At 64.6% G+C, this 17,625-nt stretch carries 19 protein-coding genes; 10 read left to right on the forward strand and 9 right to left on the reverse strand.

Going from position 1 to position 17,625, the window contains the following annotated elements; translation table 11 throughout:
• The 6 genes from VMS96_04410 to VMS96_04435 all read left to right on the forward strand — a co-directional run.
• A partial coding sequence (locus tag VMS96_04410; GenBank protein ID HVP42647.1) for a molybdopterin cofactor-binding domain-containing protein occupies positions 1 to 1,314 on the forward strand: 1,314 nt, incomplete at its 5' end.
• Positions 1,304 to 1,672 (forward strand): hypothetical protein, encoded by a 369-nt coding sequence (locus VMS96_04415; GenBank protein ID HVP42648.1) that lies wholly within the window; start codon positions 1,304 to 1,306, stop codon positions 1,670 to 1,672. The genes VMS96_04410 and VMS96_04415, both read left to right, overlap by 11 nt.
• Positions 1,669 to 2,649 carry an FAD binding domain-containing protein gene (locus VMS96_04420; GenBank protein ID HVP42649.1) on the forward strand — a complete coding sequence of 327 codons (981 nt, stop codon included), beginning with the start codon at positions 1,669 to 1,671 and terminating at the stop codon, positions 2,647 to 2,649. The genes VMS96_04415 and VMS96_04420 overlap by 4 nt, the downstream gene beginning before the upstream one ends.
• 32 nt (positions 2,650 to 2,681) lie before the next feature.
• A complete protein-coding gene (locus tag VMS96_04425) occupies positions 2,682 to 3,248 on the forward strand; it encodes an isoprenylcysteine carboxylmethyltransferase family protein (protein ID HVP42650.1) in 567 nt (188 codons plus the stop codon).
• A 40-nt stretch (positions 3,249 to 3,288) separates the two neighbouring features.
• Entirely contained in the window at positions 3,289 to 4,137 is an 849-nt protein-coding gene (locus tag VMS96_04430) for an amidohydrolase family protein (protein ID HVP42651.1), read from the forward strand.
• Entirely contained in the window at positions 4,134 to 4,976 is an 843-nt protein-coding gene (locus VMS96_04435) for an amidohydrolase family protein (protein ID HVP42652.1), read from the forward strand. The genes VMS96_04430 and VMS96_04435 overlap by 4 nt, the downstream gene beginning before the upstream one ends.
• Before the next feature lie 59 nt (positions 4,977 to 5,035).
• Here the strand turns inward: VMS96_04435 and VMS96_04440 are convergent, their stop codons facing one another.
• The gene (locus tag VMS96_04440) at positions 5,036 to 7,210 is read right to left on the reverse strand and encodes a S46 family peptidase (GenBank protein ID HVP42653.1); all 2,175 of its coding nucleotides are present in this window, start codon (positions 7,208 to 7,210) and stop codon (positions 5,036 to 5,038) included.
• A gap of 215 nt (positions 7,211 to 7,425) precedes the next feature.
• Here VMS96_04440 and VMS96_04445 point away from each other — a divergent pair, with 215 nt between their 5' ends.
• A complete protein-coding gene (locus VMS96_04445) occupies positions 7,426 to 8,565 on the forward strand; it encodes a citrate synthase (GenBank protein HVP42654.1) in 1,140 nt (379 codons plus the stop codon).
• Positions 8,566 to 8,598: 33 nt separating this feature from the next.
• On the opposite strand, the gene VMS96_04450 is transcribed toward VMS96_04445, so the two are convergent.
• Positions 8,599 to 9,036 (reverse strand): vitamin K epoxide reductase family protein, encoded by a 438-nt coding sequence (locus tag VMS96_04450; protein HVP42655.1) that lies wholly within the window; start codon positions 9,034 to 9,036, stop codon positions 8,599 to 8,601.
• Positions 9,036 to 9,335 (reverse strand): hypothetical protein, encoded by a 300-nt coding sequence (locus tag VMS96_04455; GenBank protein HVP42656.1) that lies wholly within the window; start codon positions 9,333 to 9,335, stop codon positions 9,036 to 9,038. Before VMS96_04455 ends, VMS96_04450 begins: the two co-directional genes overlap by 1 nt.
• Before the next feature lie 319 nt (positions 9,336 to 9,654).
• Here VMS96_04455 and VMS96_04460 point away from each other — a divergent pair, with 319 nt between their 5' ends.
• Both VMS96_04460 and mnmA read left to right on the forward strand, forming a co-directional pair.
• The gene (locus VMS96_04460) at positions 9,655 to 10,821 is read left to right on the forward strand and encodes a cysteine desulfurase family protein (GenBank protein HVP42657.1); all 1,167 of its coding nucleotides are present in this window, start codon (positions 9,655 to 9,657) and stop codon (positions 10,819 to 10,821) included.
• A 125-nt stretch (positions 10,822 to 10,946) separates the two neighbouring features.
• A complete protein-coding gene (gene mnmA, locus VMS96_04465; protein ID HVP42658.1) occupies positions 10,947 to 12,059 on the forward strand; it encodes a tRNA 2-thiouridine(34) synthase MnmA in 1,113 nt (370 codons plus the stop codon).
• 64 nt (positions 12,060 to 12,123) lie between these two features.
• On the opposite strand, the gene VMS96_04470 is transcribed toward mnmA, so the two are convergent.
• The 3 genes from VMS96_04470 to VMS96_04480 form a co-directional block, all read right to left on the reverse strand.
• Entirely contained in the window at positions 12,124 to 12,648 is a 525-nt protein-coding gene (locus tag VMS96_04470; protein ID HVP42659.1) for a hypothetical protein, read from the reverse strand.
• Positions 12,649 to 12,703: 55 nt separating this feature from the next.
• Positions 12,704 to 12,997 carry a YtxH domain-containing protein gene (locus VMS96_04475; GenBank protein HVP42660.1) on the reverse strand — a complete coding sequence of 98 codons (294 nt, stop codon included), beginning with the start codon at positions 12,995 to 12,997 and terminating at the stop codon, positions 12,704 to 12,706.
• A gap of 120 nt (positions 12,998 to 13,117) precedes the next feature.
• Entirely contained in the window at positions 13,118 to 13,846 is a 729-nt protein-coding gene (locus VMS96_04480; GenBank protein ID HVP42661.1) for an SDR family oxidoreductase, read from the reverse strand.
• 318 nt (positions 13,847 to 14,164) lie between these two features.
• Here VMS96_04480 and VMS96_04485 point away from each other — a divergent pair, with 318 nt between their 5' ends.
• The gene (locus tag VMS96_04485) at positions 14,165 to 15,607 is read left to right on the forward strand and encodes a hypothetical protein (GenBank protein ID HVP42662.1); all 1,443 of its coding nucleotides are present in this window, start codon (positions 14,165 to 14,167) and stop codon (positions 15,605 to 15,607) included.
• A 103-nt stretch (positions 15,608 to 15,710) separates the two neighbouring features.
• On the opposite strand, the gene VMS96_04490 is transcribed toward VMS96_04485, so the two are convergent.
• Genes VMS96_04490 through VMS96_04500 form a run of 3 tightly spaced genes read right to left on the reverse strand, consistent with a single transcriptional unit; the run spans position 15,711 to position 17,555 of the window.
• Positions 15,711 to 15,989, reverse strand: coding sequence for a helix-turn-helix domain-containing protein (locus VMS96_04490; GenBank protein ID HVP42663.1), 279 nt, complete (start codon positions 15,987 to 15,989; stop codon positions 15,711 to 15,713).
• Between the two features lie 44 nt (positions 15,990 to 16,033).
• Positions 16,034 to 16,582, reverse strand: coding sequence for a CvpA family protein (locus VMS96_04495; GenBank protein HVP42664.1), 549 nt, complete (start codon positions 16,580 to 16,582; stop codon positions 16,034 to 16,036).
• Between the two features lie 43 nt (positions 16,583 to 16,625).
• Entirely contained in the window at positions 16,626 to 17,555 is a 930-nt protein-coding gene (locus VMS96_04500) for a phosphoribosylaminoimidazolesuccinocarboxamide synthase (protein HVP42665.1), read from the reverse strand.
• Between the last annotated feature and the right edge of the window lie 70 nt (positions 17,556 to 17,625).

Here is a 17,625-nt window from a genome sequence, read left to right on the forward strand (position 1 = left end):
TGGGCGCAGCGCAAAGGCAAGCTCGGCCGCGGCCGCGGTCTGGGCATCGCTTGCAGCCACTACGTGAGCGGCGCGGCCAATTCCATCATCCGCTCCGACATGCCGCACTCCACTGTGAACATCAAGATCGACCGCGACGGCGGGGTGGTGGTGTACACCGGGGCCTCCGACATCGGCCAGGGCTCCGACACCATGGTGGCGCAGATTGCCGCCGAGGTCCTGGGCTGCCGCATGGCGCGGGTGAAAGTCGTCGCCGCCGACACCGACCTCACGCCCATCGACATTGGCTCCTACTCCTCGCGCGTGACCTTCATGAACGGCAACGCCACCCTGCGGGCCGCGGAAGAGGTGAAGAAGCAGATCCAAGTCGCCGCTGCCCGCAGGATGGATTGCGCACCGGAAGATGTGATGATGCGCGACGACCGGGTCTGGAAGAAGGGAAGCGCTGCCGGCACCGGTCCCTCGGCGGAGAAAGGGCTCGAGACCAAGGACGCCTCGCGCGGCGCCGCCGAGGTCTCCGGCCGCGTTGAAGGCCAGATCCTGCGCGGCTCGCTGCAGCAGAAGCGAAAAGAGGAAGGCCCGAAGAACCACATGTCCTTCGAGGAGGCGGGGGTTGCGGCCATCGACTTCCACGGCGCCCTCACCGGTACCGGGTCTTATGCTCCGCCGCAGGAAGCCCGTGGCGGCAAACACAAGGGTGCGGGCGTCGGGCCGTCGCCTGCCTATTCGTACTCCGCGCAGGTGGCCGACGTGAGCGTGGACGAGGAGACCGGCGAGGTCACGGTACATAAGATCTGGGCGGCGCACGATTGCGGACGCGCCCTGAACCCGGTCTCGGTCGATGGCCAGGTGATCGGCTCGGTCTGGATGGGACTCGGCCAGGCGCTCCAGGAAGAGATGGTCTGGAAGGACGGCCTGCTGATGAATCCAGGCTTGCTCGAATACCGCTCGCCCTCGTCGGCCGAGTCGCCGGAGATCGAGAGCATCATCGTCGAGTCCGTGGATCCCGAGGGCCCGTTCGGCGCCAAGGAATGCAGCGAGGGCTCGCTTGCCGCGGCGATTCCCGCCATCGCCAATGCCATCTACGACGCAGTGGGCGCGCGCCTGCGCGAATCGCCGTTCACACCGGAGCGCATCGTCGCCGCCCTGCGAGCGCAGGCCGGCATCAAGAAGCTTGACCTGACCGAAGGTGTAGACCCGACCGCGCCCATGACCTTCCGCGAGCATGGCGGTTCGCTGTGGTTCAAGGGGAAGGGTCCGGCGCGACACCCACTCGACCCAGCGGTCCAGAAAGAAGTGCCCAGTGGCGATTAACGGGAAGTTGTTGGTGGTCGCGTTATTCCTGCTAGCCGCGGGCAAGCCACTTTCCTGGAATGCGCTGTTGAGCCATAGAGACGACTATCATGGAAAGGTTGTCGCTCTTGAGGGCTACTACTGGAAGGGCTTTGAACGAAGTGGCTTGTCAGAATCAAAGGAAATCTGTGAAAAGGGTGGGACTCCCAGCATCTGGATCAATGAAATGCCTGGTGAGATTCGCTACAAGGCTTCAAACAAATGTATTCATGTGCATGTCGAAGGGGTCTACGACACCAAACAGGGCGGCCATTTGGGTAGGTACTCAGGAGCCATCAAGGTGAAGAACGCTGAGACAATCGGAGTCGACAGTAAGTGAGCCTGCCTGATTTCAAATTGCTTCGCCCGCGCTCGCTGAATGAAGCGGTGTCGATGCTCGCCTCTCACTCCGGCAACGTCCAGATCATCGCCGGCGGCACCGACGTCATTCCCTCGATGAAGCAGCGCCTGTTCACCCCGGCGTACGCTATGGACATCCGCGGCATCGACGAGCTGCACGGCATCCGCGTGCTGCCCGGCCGCGGCGTCGAGATCGGCGCCCTCACAACCCTTTCCGCTATCGAAGACTCCGAGTTCATCCGCCGCAACTATCCGGTACTGCGCGAAGCGGCTATGACTGTGGCCTCGCCTGTCATCCGCAACATGGCCACCCTCGGCGGGAATATCTGCCTCGACACCCGCTGCCTCTGGTACAACCAGTCGCTCACCTGGCGGAGGTCCTGCGGCTTCTGCATCAAGAAGGACGGCGACCTGTGCCACGTCGCGCCCGGCGGCAAGAAGTGCTGGGCCGCCTTCTCCGGCGACACTCCGCCGGCCCTGATGTGTCTCGGCGCCGAACTGGAGATCGCCGGCCCGGACGGCACTCGGCGCGTGCCGCTCAAGGACTTCTACACCAATGTCGGCGACGCCCGGATGGAGCTCGAGCGCAACGAACTGCTGGTCCGCGTCCACCTGCCGGAAACGACCGCCGGGTGGCGTGGCGCATACATGAAGCTGCGCATCCGCGGCTCCATCGATTACCCCCTGGCCGGCGTAGCCGTGGCGCTCAAGATGAACGGCAAGGTCGAGGACGCTCGTGTCGCCATCACCGCCGTCAACCCCGCTCCCTTGCTGGTGCCCAACGCCGAGCATGCCCTGATCGGCAAGCAGGTTGACGAGTACGCCGCGGGCATCGTCGGCGAACTCGCCGCCAAGACCGCCAGGCCCCTGACCACCTCGGCGCTCACCCCGGAGTACCGCCGCGAGATGGTGCGGGTCTTCGCCAAGCGCGCGGTGCTGAAGGCTGCCCGCTCGTGAACTCGGTGCAATTCTGGACGCGGGCGACGGTCGTGTTCGTCATCGCCGCCTGGTGCGTGTTCGCCCTCATCTTCCTGTTGCGCAAGAAGCCTAAGGAAATCGGCCCTCCCGCCAAGCGAGATCCGGCGGCCTTTTGGGGGATTTTTCTCAAAGGCCTCGCGTACGGGATGGTCTGGTACGCTGCGCCGCGGCGGGCTGGCACCCGTCCCATGTTCGACAATATGCCGCTGGCCGGGCAGATCGCCATCGCATTGCTGGCGGCGGTGATCGCCACCGCCTCCGTCTGGCTGGTCCTGATCGCCGTGCGCACGCTCGGCAAGCAGTGGGCGGTGCAGGCCCGCCTCATCGAAGGGCACCGCCTCATCGTCGAAGGCCCGTACCGCTGGGTCCGCAATCCGATCTATACCGGGATGTTCGGCATGCTGATCGCCACCGGCCTCGCCTTCGCCACCTGGCCGATGCTGCTGGGAGGCATTGTCCTGTACCTGATCGGCTTCACCATCCGGGTCCGCGCCGAAGAGAAGCTCCTACAGGCTCAGTTTGGGGAGGAGTTCGAGGCGTACAAGCGGCAAGTCCCGGCGTTACTCCCTCGTTTATAGTGGTAGCTTGAAAACTGAGTACCGAGTACTGGGTACTGTTTTGATCACCGACTGCCACGTCCACATCCAGCCATTCGAGATGCTGCTGAGTCCGCCGGCCATGGAGCTGATGCGCCGCCAGCAGCTCGACTTCGAGCGCGTGCTGGAGTTTACCCGCTCGCCCAAGGCGTTCCTCGAATACATGGACGGGCAGGGGATCGATCGCGCGGTGCTGGTGAACTCTGCTTCTCCCGAGGTCACCGGCTACCCCACGGGGATGAACAAGGTCGCGGCTGAGTATGCCGCCGCCGATCCCAAACGCCTCATCTCCTGTGGCAGCCTGCATCCCAGGCACACCAAGAACGTGATGGCCGACGTGGAAGAGATCGTCCGCCTCGGCCTGCGCCTCATCAAGGTCCATCCACCGCACCAGCTCTTCTTCCCCAACGATTATCTGAAGGGAGTGAAGGAGCTGGAGATCCTCTACCGCGCAGCCGAGGCCAACCACATCCCGGTGATGTTCCACACCGGCACCTCGATCTTCCCCGGCGCGCGCAGCAAATACGGTGACCCTATGGCGCTCGACGACGTCGCCGTGGACTTTCCCAACCTCACCATCATCATGGCGCACGGGGGGCGCCCATTATGGACCGACACCGCCTTCTTCCTGGTACGCCGCCACGCCAACGTCTACCTTGACATCAGCAGCATCCCGCCTTCCCAGCTCCTGAGATATTTTCCGCGCCTGGAGGAGATCGCCGGCAAGACTATGTTCGGCAGCGACTGGCCGGGCCCCGGCGTTCGCGACATTCGCGAGAACTTGGACGCCATCCGGGCGCTGCCCATCACGGCTCAAGCCAGGCAGCAGATCCTGGGGGGCACCGCCCTCAAGATATGGCCGCAGGCATGATCACCGACTGCCACATCCACATCCAGCCAGTGGAGATGTTCAACCCGGCGGCGCTCGCCGCCATGAAGAAGAAGCGGGAGAACTTCGCCCAGATCGAGGAGTTCTGCCGCTCGCCGAAAGCCTTCCTCAAGCACATGGACGCCACCGGCATCGACCGCGCGGTGCTCATCAATTACGTCGCCCCCGAGGTCATCGGCTTCACTGCCGGCGTCAACCAGTTCGTGGCCGACTATGTGAAGGCAGACCCCAAACGCCTGATCCCTTGCGGCTCGCTGCACCCGCGCCACACGCGCAACATCATGGCCGACGTCGAGCAACTGGTGAAGCTCGGCATCCGGCTCATCAAGATCCACCCGCCGCACCAATTGCTCTTCCCCAACGATTACCGCGCTGGCGTGAAGGAGCTCGAGATCATCTACCGCGCCGCCGAGGCTAATGGTATTCCCGTGATGTTCCACACTGGGACCTCCATCTTCCCCGGGGCGCGCAACAAGTACGGCGACCCCATCCACGTGGACGATGTGGCGGTCGATTTCCCCAAGCTGAGGATCCTGCTGGCGCACGGCGGCCGGCCGTTGTGGATGCAGACCGCGTTCTTCCTGGTGCGCCGTCACCCCAACGTCTACCTCGACATCAGCGGCATCCCGCCCAAGGCGCTCTTGAAGTACTTCCCGCGCCTGCACGACATCGCGGGCAAGACCCTGTTCGGCACCGACTGGCCGGGCCCCGGCGTGCCTGACATCAAGCAGAACCTCGACGATTTCCGCGCCCTGCTCCTGCCCGATCCCGCCAAGCAGGACATCTTGAGCAAGACCGCACTCTCCATCTGGCCGGCATAGGAAAGGGCAGCCTCGCGGCTGCCCTCCCTGTCCGGTAGAGACGCCCGTCAGGGCATCTCTTATTGTTTCGGCACGGGGTGTGAATTCGCCTCTTTCTTGACCTTGATCCCCTTTGCTGGCTTTGGCGGTGTTGCAGCCGTCAGCGTGCCGGTCAGCTCATCCGCCAGCCCATCGGCGTGGTAGATGGTCCGCAGCGCCTCAATGATTCCCCGCGAATCCACATGCACGGACCGCCCGAGGGTGTCGTCGTACATCACATTCCACGGCAGCGACTGGATATTGCCGTCGAAGATGATGCCCACTACTTCGCCCTTGGTATTGATGACCGGGCTGCCCGAGTTGCCGCCGATGATGTCTGCGGTCTCCACCGCATTCAGCGGCGTCGCCAGCTTCAGCCGCGCCTTCGCCTTCATCCAGCTCTCGGGAAGCCGGAATGGAGCCTTGTTGCCATGTTCAGCCGCATGCTGGAACGCGCCGCCGATCGTGGTGAAGTAAGGAACCGGCGCGCCTTTCTTGGCCACGTCCCCCCGTCCGTCCTCGACGTAGCCTGTCACCTGGCCGTAGCTGAGGCGCAGGGTGAAGGTCGCGTCCGGCGGAAGGTTGTAGCCGCTATCGCTGAAGCGGGCCTTGGCGATCAGGCCGCCCTTCGTGCGATACACCGAGTCTACCTCGTCGTCGAAGCGCTTGCGCACCGCCCGCGCATCGGGATCGACGGACCGGATGAGCTGGATCATCGTGTCCTGGCTGGCATTCACCGCCGCTTCACCGCCCGCGTAGAGCTGCTTGCGGACGGCCGCATCGTCCAGCTTGGAGCCTTCCACCGCCGCCTTGGCGACTTCCGCCGGGCTGCGGCCGTTCAGGACCTTCTTCAGTACCTCGTTGTCAGCGCCCATCACGTCGCGCATGTTCTCCAGCGAGAAGGTGAGCCGGGCGATCTCCAGGTCTTTGTAGACCGGGGCCGTCGAGAACAATTCCTGCTCCACCGAGGGCAGGTTGGAGTCGCGATACTCCCGCAGCCGCTCGCCATTCGGTTTCTGTTTCTCTGCCACCACGCGGACCAGCGTGCGCGCGTACCCGGCCAGGTCGCCCCGCAGCCCGGCACGCCGCTCCAGGTAGGTGTACGGCAGGAAGATCTCCCGCTGTACCTGCACGCCCTTGCTGATCGCGTCCCAGGCCCCGCCGAACTCCGCCTTCTTCTTTGGGTCCGCGTTGACCGACTCCCGAAGCCGCCTTTCCTCCGCGGCCTTCTTTTCCATCAACTCCTTGTTCGTCAAGCCGCTTTCGTAGCCGGAGATGGCTTTCAGGGTGTTCTCCACGCCGAAGATCTCTTCCTGGACCTCGCGGTATTTCTCCGGCGACTGCGCCCCGAACGCTTTCATGGCCTCATCGCGCAGCCGGTAGGTCTTCAGGTACCAGGGGTACTGCACGTCACGCAGGAACGCGAGCCGGTCCATGGTGTACAGGCGTTCCGTGGAGCCCGGATGCCCGGAGACGAAGATCAGGTCCCCTTCCTTCACCCCGGTCGTGGACCATTTCAAGTGATGCTCGAGCTTTACCGGCTTATCGTTCTCATAGATACGGAAGAAAGTGATGTCGAGGTCGTAGCGGGGATACTCGAAGTTGTCGGGGTCCCCACCGAAGAAGGCCATGTCGAACTCGGGTGCGAACACCAGCCGGACATCGGTGTATTTCTTGTACTGGTACAGATGGAACTTGGCGCCGGAGTAGAGCGTCACCACGTCGCAGCGCAGGCCGGTCTTCTGCGCGCAGTCCTTTTCGATCTGCGCCATGGCCGCGCGCTGCGCCACTCCCGCCTGGGCAGCCGTCATATCCGGCTTCACGCCCGCGTTCACCTGGTCGGTCACATCCTCGATCTTCATCAGGACGTTCAGTTCCAGGTCCGGGCACTTGGCTTCTTCCGCCTGGATCTTGGCGTAGAAGCCGGTCTTCATGTAGTCCTTGCCGCTGGTGGAGAGTTGGTGGATGCACTCTGCCCCGACATGGTGGTTGGTGAAGGTCAAGCCCTCGGCGGAGACGAATGATCCCGAGCCGCCGTTGTTGAAACGCACCGACGACTTCTGGGCGTGGTCCAGCCAGGCCTGCGTGGGCTCGAATCCGTACTTGGCTTTGACTTTGGCTGCCGGAAACGCGTTATACAGCCACATCCCCTCGTCGCCCGCAGCCAGGCTGGCGAACAAGAGCAAGATAAGGGCACACAACAGATATCTCCTCATGATTTCTCCATGGGGCGGAGTGCAATGACCTCCGCCGGGATTAGGCCAACCCTCGATGATACGGCAGCGCGTACTTCTGCGCCATCCGTCATGGCCCGCGACTCGCCTTTCGCCAGCCCTTCAGGTATAAGAAAAGCCGGGTGAGGAAGGGCGCGCGTCACCGGACTCGGTGACGTGTCCGCGGTTGCGTTCATCGAATTGGGGAGAGGATTCCTATGTCCACGGTTATGCCCCCGACCAGGGGACTGGAAGGCGTGGTCGCCGCCAATTCCGGCATCTGCTACATCGATGGCGACAAGGGCGTGCTCGCTTATCGCGGCATCGACATCCACGAACTGGCCGACAACTCCACCTTCGAGGAAACCTGCTACCTGCTCTGGTTCGGGAAGCTGCCCACCCGCCGCGAGCTGGGCGACACTCGCGAAGCGCTCGCCCGGGAGCGCAAGCTCGACCCTGCCATCGTCAACCTGCTTCGTCAGGCGCCCCGAAAGGCGCTTCCCATGGACGTGCTGCGCACCGCGGTGTCAGCCCTGGCGCTCCACGACCCCGATGAGAAGACCAACGATCGCGACGCGAATGTCCGCAAGACCCTGCGCCTGACCTCGCAGATGGCGATGATCGTCGCCTGCTACGACCGCATCCGGAAAGGGAAGCAGCTGGCGGAGCCCGACCGTTCGCTCTCCCACGCCGCCAATTTCCTGCTGATGCTCAACGGCGAGCCGCCTTCCAAGACCGCCGAGCGCGCCTTCGACATCGCCCTCATCCTGCACGCCGACCATGAACTGAATGCCTCGACTTTCGCCGCCCGCGTCACCGCCGCCACTGAATCCGACATGCACTCGGCCATCACCTCGGGCATCGGCGCCCTGAAGGGCCCATTGCATGGTGGCGCCAACGAAGCTGTTTTCAAGCTGCTGGAGTCCATCGACCAGGCGGGCGCCGACCCCGTCGAGTACGTCCGAGGCATGCTGGCGCAGAAGAAGAAGGTCCCCGGCTTCGGCCACCGCGTCTATCACACCGAGGACCCGCGGGCCACGCACCTGCGTCAGATGTCCGAGGATCTCGGCCGCTCCAGCGGCCAGCCCAAGTGGTTCGAGTATTCGCGCCAGATCGAGGAGTTCGTGAAGAAGGAGAAGAAGCTGAACGCCAACGTGGACTTCTACTCGGCTTCCACCTATCACGTGCTCGGCATCGACACCGACCTGTTCACGCCTATCTTTGCTGTCTCCCGGGTCTCGGGATGGACGGCCCACGTTCTGGAACAGCTGGCCGACAACCGGCTCATCCGCCCGCGCGCCGAGTACATCGGCCCGCCGTATCCGGTGCACTACACGCCCCTCGAGCGCCGCTCGTAAAGCGAAGGGAAGACGTTGCGGTAGAGACGCCCGTCAGGGCGTCTCTTTTTCTTGAATGGCCAGCCGTGCGCCCGCCAGCAGCGTGATCAGGGCGATCACCGCCAGCGATCCCAGGCAGAGAATGCACCACACGTGCAGGACGCGCGCCTCGACGTAGGTCAGGTAGAGCGAGAAGCCCAGGCCGCCAAGCGCCGCCAGCATCAGCAGGACCTTCGCCGCTTTCCCCCGCAGCGCCGCCAGGGTCCCGATGGCGATGTATCCCGCCAGGCCGATGACCGCCACCGGCACCGCATGTGCCGACTCGGCAGGAAAGCGCGAATAGATCGAGCGGTTCACGATGTCGCAGTTGAAATCTTCGCTGAAATCGCAATAGGAGGTTGGGTCGGTTCGGTAGTGGTTGACGGCGGAAACCGCGGACAGCCCGATGCCGGCCAGCGCTAGCCCGATGATGGCGATCCTCAACCCGCGCATCAGGGCGCCTTGCAGCCCGACTTTTCAGCCAACACCGACAGCGCCTGCGCCCCTTCCACGCGCGAGCCGTCCCTGAAGGTCCAGGTCGGAGTGTGCTTGATCCCTTGCGCTTTGCATTCGGGGGTCAGAGTTCGGGGCGCGTCCGGGGTCACGCACTCCACGTACTTCACGTACTTGAAGGACTCGCCGAACTTCTCCTTCTGCTCCCGGCAGTGGTCGCACCAGAACACGCCGTACATGATCGCGTCCTTCTCGGCCAGGCATTTGGCGAAGCGGTCCAAAGGCGGTCCGGTTTCCACTCTTGCCGGCTTGTGAGGAGCTTTCAGAGCCGCCTTGGCAGCCTCTTGCTTTGGGGCAGGGCTTTCCCTGGACGCGCCAGCCGGTGGATCCGTTGGAACGGTCGCGTTCACCGGGGTGGCGGCAGCAGGGACGGGCTGAGCGGCCGCCGGTTGGGCCGGCTGTTCGCTCGGCTTGGGCGGCGTACTGCTGGAGCAGCCCGCCAGCATGGCAACGGACAGAACAGCGGCTAGAGTTAATCGAAGCATCTTGGCCCTAGTGTAACTGAGTACTGAGTGCCTGGTACTGCGCCCCTGCGCCATCGGCGTAAAATAGGTACAGATGCGGCGGGTCTATCTCGACAACAACGCCACCACCCCACTCCTGCCCCAGGTGCTGGAGGCCATGCGCCCCTATTTCATCGAGCAGTTCGGGAACGCGTCCTCCATCCACCATCACGGGCAGCAGACCCGGGCGGCGGTGGAGAGCGCGCGCGCTTCGGTGGCCAAGCTGCTGAACGCCCGTCCCGCGGAGATCGTCTTTACCAGTGGCGGCACCGAGGCCGACAATCTGGCCCTCTTCGGGGTGGCCGGGCCGGGCGACCACATCATCACTTCCACCATCGAGCACCACGCGGTCATGAACGCCTGCCACGCCCTGCGCGACCGCGGAGCTGGGCTGACCGAAGTCCCGGTGGACTCGTGCGGCATCGTCGATCCCGCCGACGTGAAGCGTGCCCTGCGGCCCAACACCAAGCTCATCACCATCATGATGGCCAACAACGAGACCGGTGTGCTCCAACCGGTCGAGGAGATCGGGCGCATCGCCGCCGAGGCCGACGTCTACTTCCACACCGACGCCGTGCAGGCCGCCGGCAAGGTGCCCATCGACGTCAAGAAGATCGGCTGCGACCTGCTCTCCATCTCCGGCCACAAGATGCACGCGCCGCAGGGCATCGGCGCACTGTTCGTTGGCCGCGGGACCCTGATCCAGCCGCTGCTCTATGGCGGACGCCACGAGCGCTCCCGCCGCGCCGGCACCGAGAATGTCGCCGGTATCGTCGCCTTGGGCAAGGCGGCGGAGATCGCCCGCGAATCGCTCGAGGGGGGCGATCTCCGCCGCCTCGGAGCTATGCGCGACCGCCTGGAAACCACCATCAAGGCGACCGTGGAATCGGTCGGCGTCAACGGCGCCGGCGCGCCCCGCGTACCCACGACCACCAACGTCTTCTTCGACTTCATCGAAGGCGAGGCCCTGGTCATCGCCCTCGATCTGAAGGGATTGTCGGCTTCGACCGGCGCCGCCTGCTCCTCCGGCGCCATCGAGCCATCGCACGTGCTGACCGCCATGGGCCTGCCGCCGGAGCGCGCTCGCGCCAGCCTCCGCTTCAGCCTGGGCAAGCAGAACACCACCGACGACATCGACTACGCGCTCTCCATCCTGCCCGAGACCGTCGCCCGCCTGCGCGAACTCTCGCCGCTTTACAAGAAAACCGTTACCGTCCGGTAGAGACACCCGTCAGGGCGTCTTGGTAGCGCCGGCGCCTCGCCCTCGCTGACGTATAATTGGACGAGGGATGTGCGCCTAAGCCGCGTCATTCGCGGCTGTTTTTGTTGGCTCACGGTTCAGGGCTCATGGCTGCTTCCAAGACCATCGCCGTTGCCATGTCGGGCGGTGTGGACTCTTCCACCGTCGCGGCCATGCTGCGCGCCGACGGCCACCAGGTCATCGGCCTGACCATGCAGCTCTGGAACCAGCGCCGTCTGGCCGGCCATGACGGCATGCCCGAAGCAGTCACCGGACGCTGCTGCTCCATCGACGATGTCTACGACGCCCGTCGCGTCGCCGAGCACCTTCATATCCCCTACTACGTGGTCAACTTCGAGGACCGCTTTGAGGATGACGTCGTGCGTCCCTTCGTCCAGGAGTACCTCTCCGGGCGCACGCCCATCCCCTGCAGCCTTTGCAACAATCACCTGAAGTTCGACCAGTTCCTGGTGACCGCAAGGCAGATCGGGGCCGACCTGTTGGCCACCGGGCACTACGCCCGCGTCGAGTACTCCGCGGAGCGCGGCCGCTGGCTGCTGCGCCGCGCTGTGGACACCGCCAAGGACCAGAGCTACTTCCTCTTCGGCCTGACTCAGGAGCAGCTCGCGCACACGCTTTTCCCGCTGGGCGGACTCACCAAGCCCGAGGTCCGCCGCATCGCCGCCGCGCACGGCCTGCAGATCGCCGAAAAGCCAGACTCCCAGGAGATCTGCTTCGTCCCCGGAGGCGACTACAAGCGCTTCCTGGACGCCTACTTCGCCGAGCAAGGCGAGTCTCTGCCCGACACCGCCGGCGAGCTGGTGACCACCAGCGGGGAAGTCATCGGCGAACACCAGGGCATCCACAACTTCACTGTCGGCCAGCGCAAGGGCCTGGGCGTGGCCACGGGCTCGCCGCTGTACGTGGTGCAGATCAAGGGCGACTCCCGCCAGGTGATGGTGGGCAGCGACGAGGAACTCTGGTCGCGCTCCTTGCGCGCCCGCGACCTGAACTGGATCGCCATCCCCCGACTGCGCGAGCCCCTGCGCGTCGCCGCCAAGATCCGCCACCGCCACGAGCCCGCGCCGGCGACCGCTGAGCTCTCCGCCAGCGGGGAAGTGCTTCTCACCTTCGACCAGCCCCAGCGCGCCATCACCCCCGGCCAGGCCGTTGTCTTCTATCAGGACGATCTGGTCATCGGCGGCGGCTGGATCCGCTAAGTTGCCATAAGCAACAACGGCGGCTTTCGCCGCCGCTATGCACTATGCCCTATGCAACTATGCGCTAGATGAAGAGTTCCTCGTCCTGCGTCGCCTTCCTGGCACGCTCTCCTTCTTTCCGTTTGCGGCGCTTATCGCTTCCCATGAACACGCCGAGCGCGCTGGTGATCCCCTGCACCACCGCCGACACCTGCCGCACCGGCGAGATCACCGTGTGGTGTACCACGTCGGTGGTTTCCTCCACCCGGTCGAGCGTACGCGTGACCATCTCGTCCGCCCGGATCACCTGCAGCCGGGTGCGGTCCACAATATCGTCCATGGTCGATTCCAGCCGCTGCATCTGCTTCTTCACGATGACCGAGGTCTCGGTCAGGTTGTTGGTGATGATGTCCAGCCGCGGCTTGGTGTCGCTCAAGATGCTGTTGGTGGTCTCCAGGATGGGCAAGGTCCGCGACTGCACGTCGGACACCATCTTGGTCAACTGCTCGGTTGTCTTCTTGATGCTCAGTGCCATGGCCGACAGGACCGCCAGTTGCAGCACGATGGCAACTGCCGCGATCACAATGAACGCCTCGACCCAGACATCCATGAGTGGCTCCACGCAGCCGCAGCCTCAGCGCAGCCAATCGCCGGGCCGGCCGCTGTTACTTGTTCTCCGTGGCCTCGCGATACGCCTGCCGCCCGGCTTCCACGGCCGAGCCGAACTGCTGTTTCTGGCGCTCCAGCACCTCGCGGCCCTTGTCCGCCCACTGTGCGGCCTGCTCGCGCGCCCGCCGCGCCTGCGTGTTCACGTAGTCCTTGCTTTCCTCGGCCGCGTCGAGGATCTGCCGCCGCGTCTCTTCGCCCGACTTGGGCGCGTACAAAACGCCTAGGAGTGCTCCCAGACCTAATCCGGCGAGGAACCACCCGAAGCTGCTGCCACCGTTGTCACTGGCCATGACGTCCTCCTGGGGATATCTAGAATCTCCGATGGTATCACAGCGACAAAGCCGCGCCGAACCGCACCCAAGGGCTATGCCGCGCCGCCTGGTAGAGACGCCCGTCAGGGCGTCTCAGCCTCAGGGCTTCAGTGTCGGCCGGAGCAGGACCTCGCTCACGAACGACTGCGGCGCTTGGGTCACCAGCATCGCCACCACGCGCGCCACATCTTCCGGTTGCAGCATCTTCTTCGGATCCTTCCCCGTCTGCGGGCTGAGCTCCGTCACCGTCGATCCCGGACACACCACGGACACCCGGATGTTGTGCCCTCGCAGCTCTTCCGCCACCGTGTAGCTCAACCCGTTCAACCCCCACTTGGACGCCGAATAAGCCGCGCCGTTCGGGACCGGGTTCTTCCCGGCAAGCGAAGAGATGTTGATGATGTGTCCGCTTCCGGCCCGCACCATCATGGGCGCGAACGCCCGGATGCAGTAGTAAACGCCCCGCAGGTTGGTATTCAGGATCGTTTCCCAGCTCTCCGGCCCCAGCTGGTGCAGCGGCCCTACCGGTCCGCGGACGCCCGCATTGTTGACCAGGATGTCGATGCGCCCGTGCCTCTTCTCAACCCCGCCGGCCAGCCCTTCCACCGAGCCCAGCTCCGTCACGTCGCAGACCACGGCTTCGGCCCTCCCGCCGGACTTTTCGATGGCCCCTGCGGTTGCCTCCAGCCGCCGCCGGTTGCGGCCCGTGACCACTGTGGTTGCCCCCAGTTCGGCCAGCTTCTCCGCGATGGCGGCTCCGATCCCGTGCCCGCCCCCAGTGACCACCGCTACTTGCCCGGCTAGGGGCTTCCCGTTTCGGCTTTTCATGGCGATTCACCTTCCTGGTCGCGCGCCAGGCCCGTACCCAGCGGGCCTCAATACATCCAGCAGCTGCACCCGAAGCATCGAAATCGTTACAGACAGGTGACATCTTTCAGCGCACAGCTTGCATCAGGTCGGCGGCATTTCTATAATCCGACACTCTGTTTCCTGCCTTCTGTCGGGGCGGGCAGGCCCAGCATTTCCCGGGTTGAACTATCAGGCGCTGGAAAGGGCACGGCGCGCCGTCCGGACCCGGGTCAGAGTGTACCGTCCGGTGAAGCGGACAGTCACCATTCGTTACTTTCCGTCTTTGAGGAGCACTAAATGAAGAAGTCGCTGCTGGTCGCAATCGTCGTGGGAATGGCGCTGTCTGGCCGGGCGCAGACCGCATCGCAGACCACGACGCCGGCCTCCGGGCAGGCGGCCCAGCCGGCCGCGCCCGCACAGACGGCCCCCGGCCAGTACCAGCCGGCCCAGCCCGCGCAGCCTGCCCCGGCCCAGACGGCCCCCGCGCAGCCGTCTCAGGCTGCACCGCAGCCCTGCCACCCGGCGCCCAAGAAAGAGATCAAGGATCCGGGCGAGTACAACGCCTACACCACTTCGCTCAATGCTGCCGATGCGAATGCCAGGATCCAGGGCTTCGAGACCTTCGTCCAGCGGTTCCCCAACAGCGCTTACAAGGAAGACGCGCTGGAACAGCTGATGACCGCCTACCAGCAGGCCGGCAACGCGGCCAAGATGGTGGACGCCGCCAAGCAGCTCCTCCAAGTCAATCCCAACAATGTGCGCGCCCTCGCCCTGCTGGCCTACCTCGCTCGCGCCACCGCGGGGCAGCCCGGGCAGCTGCAGCAGAGCGTCGCCGACGCCCGCAGCTACGGCGAGAAGGGCCTGCAGGCGTTGAACAACATGTCCTGTCCCGAGGGCGCCGCCCCCGCCGACGTGGAGAAGCTGCAGAAGCAGACCAGTGTCATCTTCCACGGCGCCGTCGGCTTTGCCGCCCTGCAGAACAAGGACTACGCTGCCGCCCAGCAGCACTTCCAGGCTGCTGTCGACCTGGAGCCCCCCACTGCCCAGGACAGCCTGCAGGATGTCTACTCCTTGGCACTCGCCTACCTTGAGCCCAAGCCGAGCAATCCCCTCGGCCTGTGGTATATCGCCCGCGCTGTCGCTCTCAGCAACGGCAACGCCCAGATCGCCAACTACGGCAAGTCGAAGTACACCAAGTTCCATGGCGAGGTGGACGGTTGGGACCAGCTCTTGGCCACCGCCAAGTCGGCGTCCGGCAACGCTCTGCCCTCGAACTTTGCCGTCGCTCCTGCCCCCAGCCCGGCTGAGCAGGCCGCCAGGCTGGCCAATACCGTCGATCCCAAGAAGATGGACTTCGCGCAGTGGGAGCTGGCGCTGAGTGCCGGCGATGCCGCCACCCAGCAGAAGGTGTGGACTCAGATCAAGGGCATCGAGGTGCCGTTCGCCGCCCTCGTGATCGATTCCACCAAGACCAAGCTCAGCCTGGCCGCCACCGCCGATGCCATCGAGCAGAAAAAAGCCGATGTGACCGTCACCATGACCGGTCCCATCCCCGCCACCATGATGTCCAAGGTCGCCCCCGGCCAGGAAGTGCAGCTCATCGCCAAGCCCGACAGCTACACGCCGAATCCCTTCATGATGCAGATGGTGGAGGGGCAGCTCATCGCCAAGAAGGAGCCGCCCAAGCCCAAGCCCGCCCCGAAGAAGGGGACCGCTACCCGCAAGAAGCCGACCCACTGAGCGGATCGAACTCAAGAGGCAAAGGCAGCCGGTGATGGCTGCCTTTTGTCTTTCGCAAGGCTGGTGGCTTGGCCGCTAGCTACCAGCTACAAGCTACCAGCTACTACCTCGCGACTTTCTTCTCCACCGCCATCGGCCGCGCGCTCCGCGGCGGTCGCCGCATCCCGCTGCGCAGCCCGCGCACGTCCAGCTTCAGCTCCGCGATGGTGCGGCTGAGCGTATTGCGGTGCATGCCCAGCTCCCGCGCTGCCTTGCACTGATTGCCCTGGTTTTCCTGCAAGACCGTCAGGATGAACCGCTTCTTGAATTCCCGCACCGCTTCCGAGTACAGGATACCGGTCTTGTGCATCTGGCTGACGAGCGCTTCCAGCTGGTCCTTCACGGCTTTCTCCTGACTATGAATGTCTTCGGCTGCTTCTGCAGCGTCTATGAACGTCTTCCGTTCTCCCTGACCTCAGGCTGCGGCTGCGGCTTGCGCAAGCTCTCCAGCCCTTCCCGGAACTTCCTTCGCACCTCTGCCGGCGCCAGCCAGCTCGCTCCCCGGCCGGCCACCAGGAAATACCCGGCCAGTTGCGAGCTGCGCAGCAGGCTCGCCCCCGGATCGAAGGCCGCCAGTCCCAGCAACACCACGGTGACGACCACCACTCCGCGCACCAAGCCGAACGCCGCTCCCAGCAAGCGGTCCACCCATCGCAGCCCGGCCTCTTGCATGGCCCAGCGCACGATCCGCCCGGCCATCCCGGCCACGATCATGACTGCGAACAGGATCGTCAAAAAGCCCGCCAGGTTGGCGATCTCAGCCGTCTTCACGTACGGCAGGAACCACTCGCCTACCTGCCTGTATCCCCAGGCCGCGGCGATGTAGCCCGCTACCACCCCGGCCAGCGAGAAGATCTCTACAAAGAACCCTTGCGCCGCCGCCATCAGCACCGACAGCGCGATGACTCCAACTATCACCCAGTCAGCCCAGCTCATGCCGGATTCTCTGGCGACCGGCGACTGCCGACTGGCGACTGCCTCAAACGATCCACGGCGCCGGCTCGTCCAACTCCTTGCCCGTCAGCCGCGCGTACGCTTCCCGGTACTTCTCGCTGGTCCGGCGCGCGACCTCCTCGGGCAGGGCGGGGGCCGGCGGCTGCTTGTTCCACTTGATCTGCTCCAGGTAGTCGCGCACGTACTGCTTGTCGAACGACTCCTGGCTTCTGCCCGGCTGATACTTGTCCGCCGGCCAGAAGCGCGACGAATCCGGCGTCAGCACCTCGTCGGCCAGCGTCACTCCCTTGGCGGTCCTCCCGAACTCGAACTTGGTGTCCGCGATGATGATCCCCTTGGTTCGCGCGAAGTCTGATGCCGCCCGGTACACCTGCAGGCTGAGCTCGCGCAACGCGGCGCTCAGCTCCGGGCCTGCCCGCTGGCACATCTCCTCGAAGGAGATGTTCTCGTCGTGCCCGCTGGTCGCCTTGATGGCCGGGGTGAAGATCGGCTCCGGCAGCTGGTCCGACTCCTTCAGCCCCCCCGGCAGCTTGATGCCGCACACGCTCCCGCCCTGCTTGTACTCCTTCCACGCCGACCCCGAGATGTATCCCCGCACCACGCACTCGACGGCGATCATCTCGGCGTGCACCACCTCCATGGAGCGCCCCCGCAGCTGCTCTTCGTACGGCCTCAGGTTGCGCGGATACTTCTCCACCTTCGCCGTCACCAGGTGGTTGGCAACCATGTCCTTCAGGAAGTCGAACCAGAACAGCGAGAGCTGGGTCAGCACCGCTCCCTTGTGCGGGATGCCGGTGGCCAGCACGTAGTCGAAGGCCGAGATGCGGTCCGTGGCCACGAACAACAGGTGCTCGTTGTCCACCCGGTAGATGTCCCTCACCTTCCCGCTGGCGTACATCTCCAGGTCGGGAAAGTCGGTCTGCAGCAAGGGTGGTTGGAGCGCTTGTTGTGTCACGGTGAGTTTTTCGTTCGACTGAGACAGTCGCGTATTCTAACCGCCCTTCCGATTTTGTCAACGCACCGTC

Source organism: Terriglobales bacterium, assembly GCA_035543055.1.
Taxonomy (GTDB): domain Bacteria; phylum Acidobacteriota; class Terriglobia; order Terriglobales; family Acidobacteriaceae; genus JAIQFD01.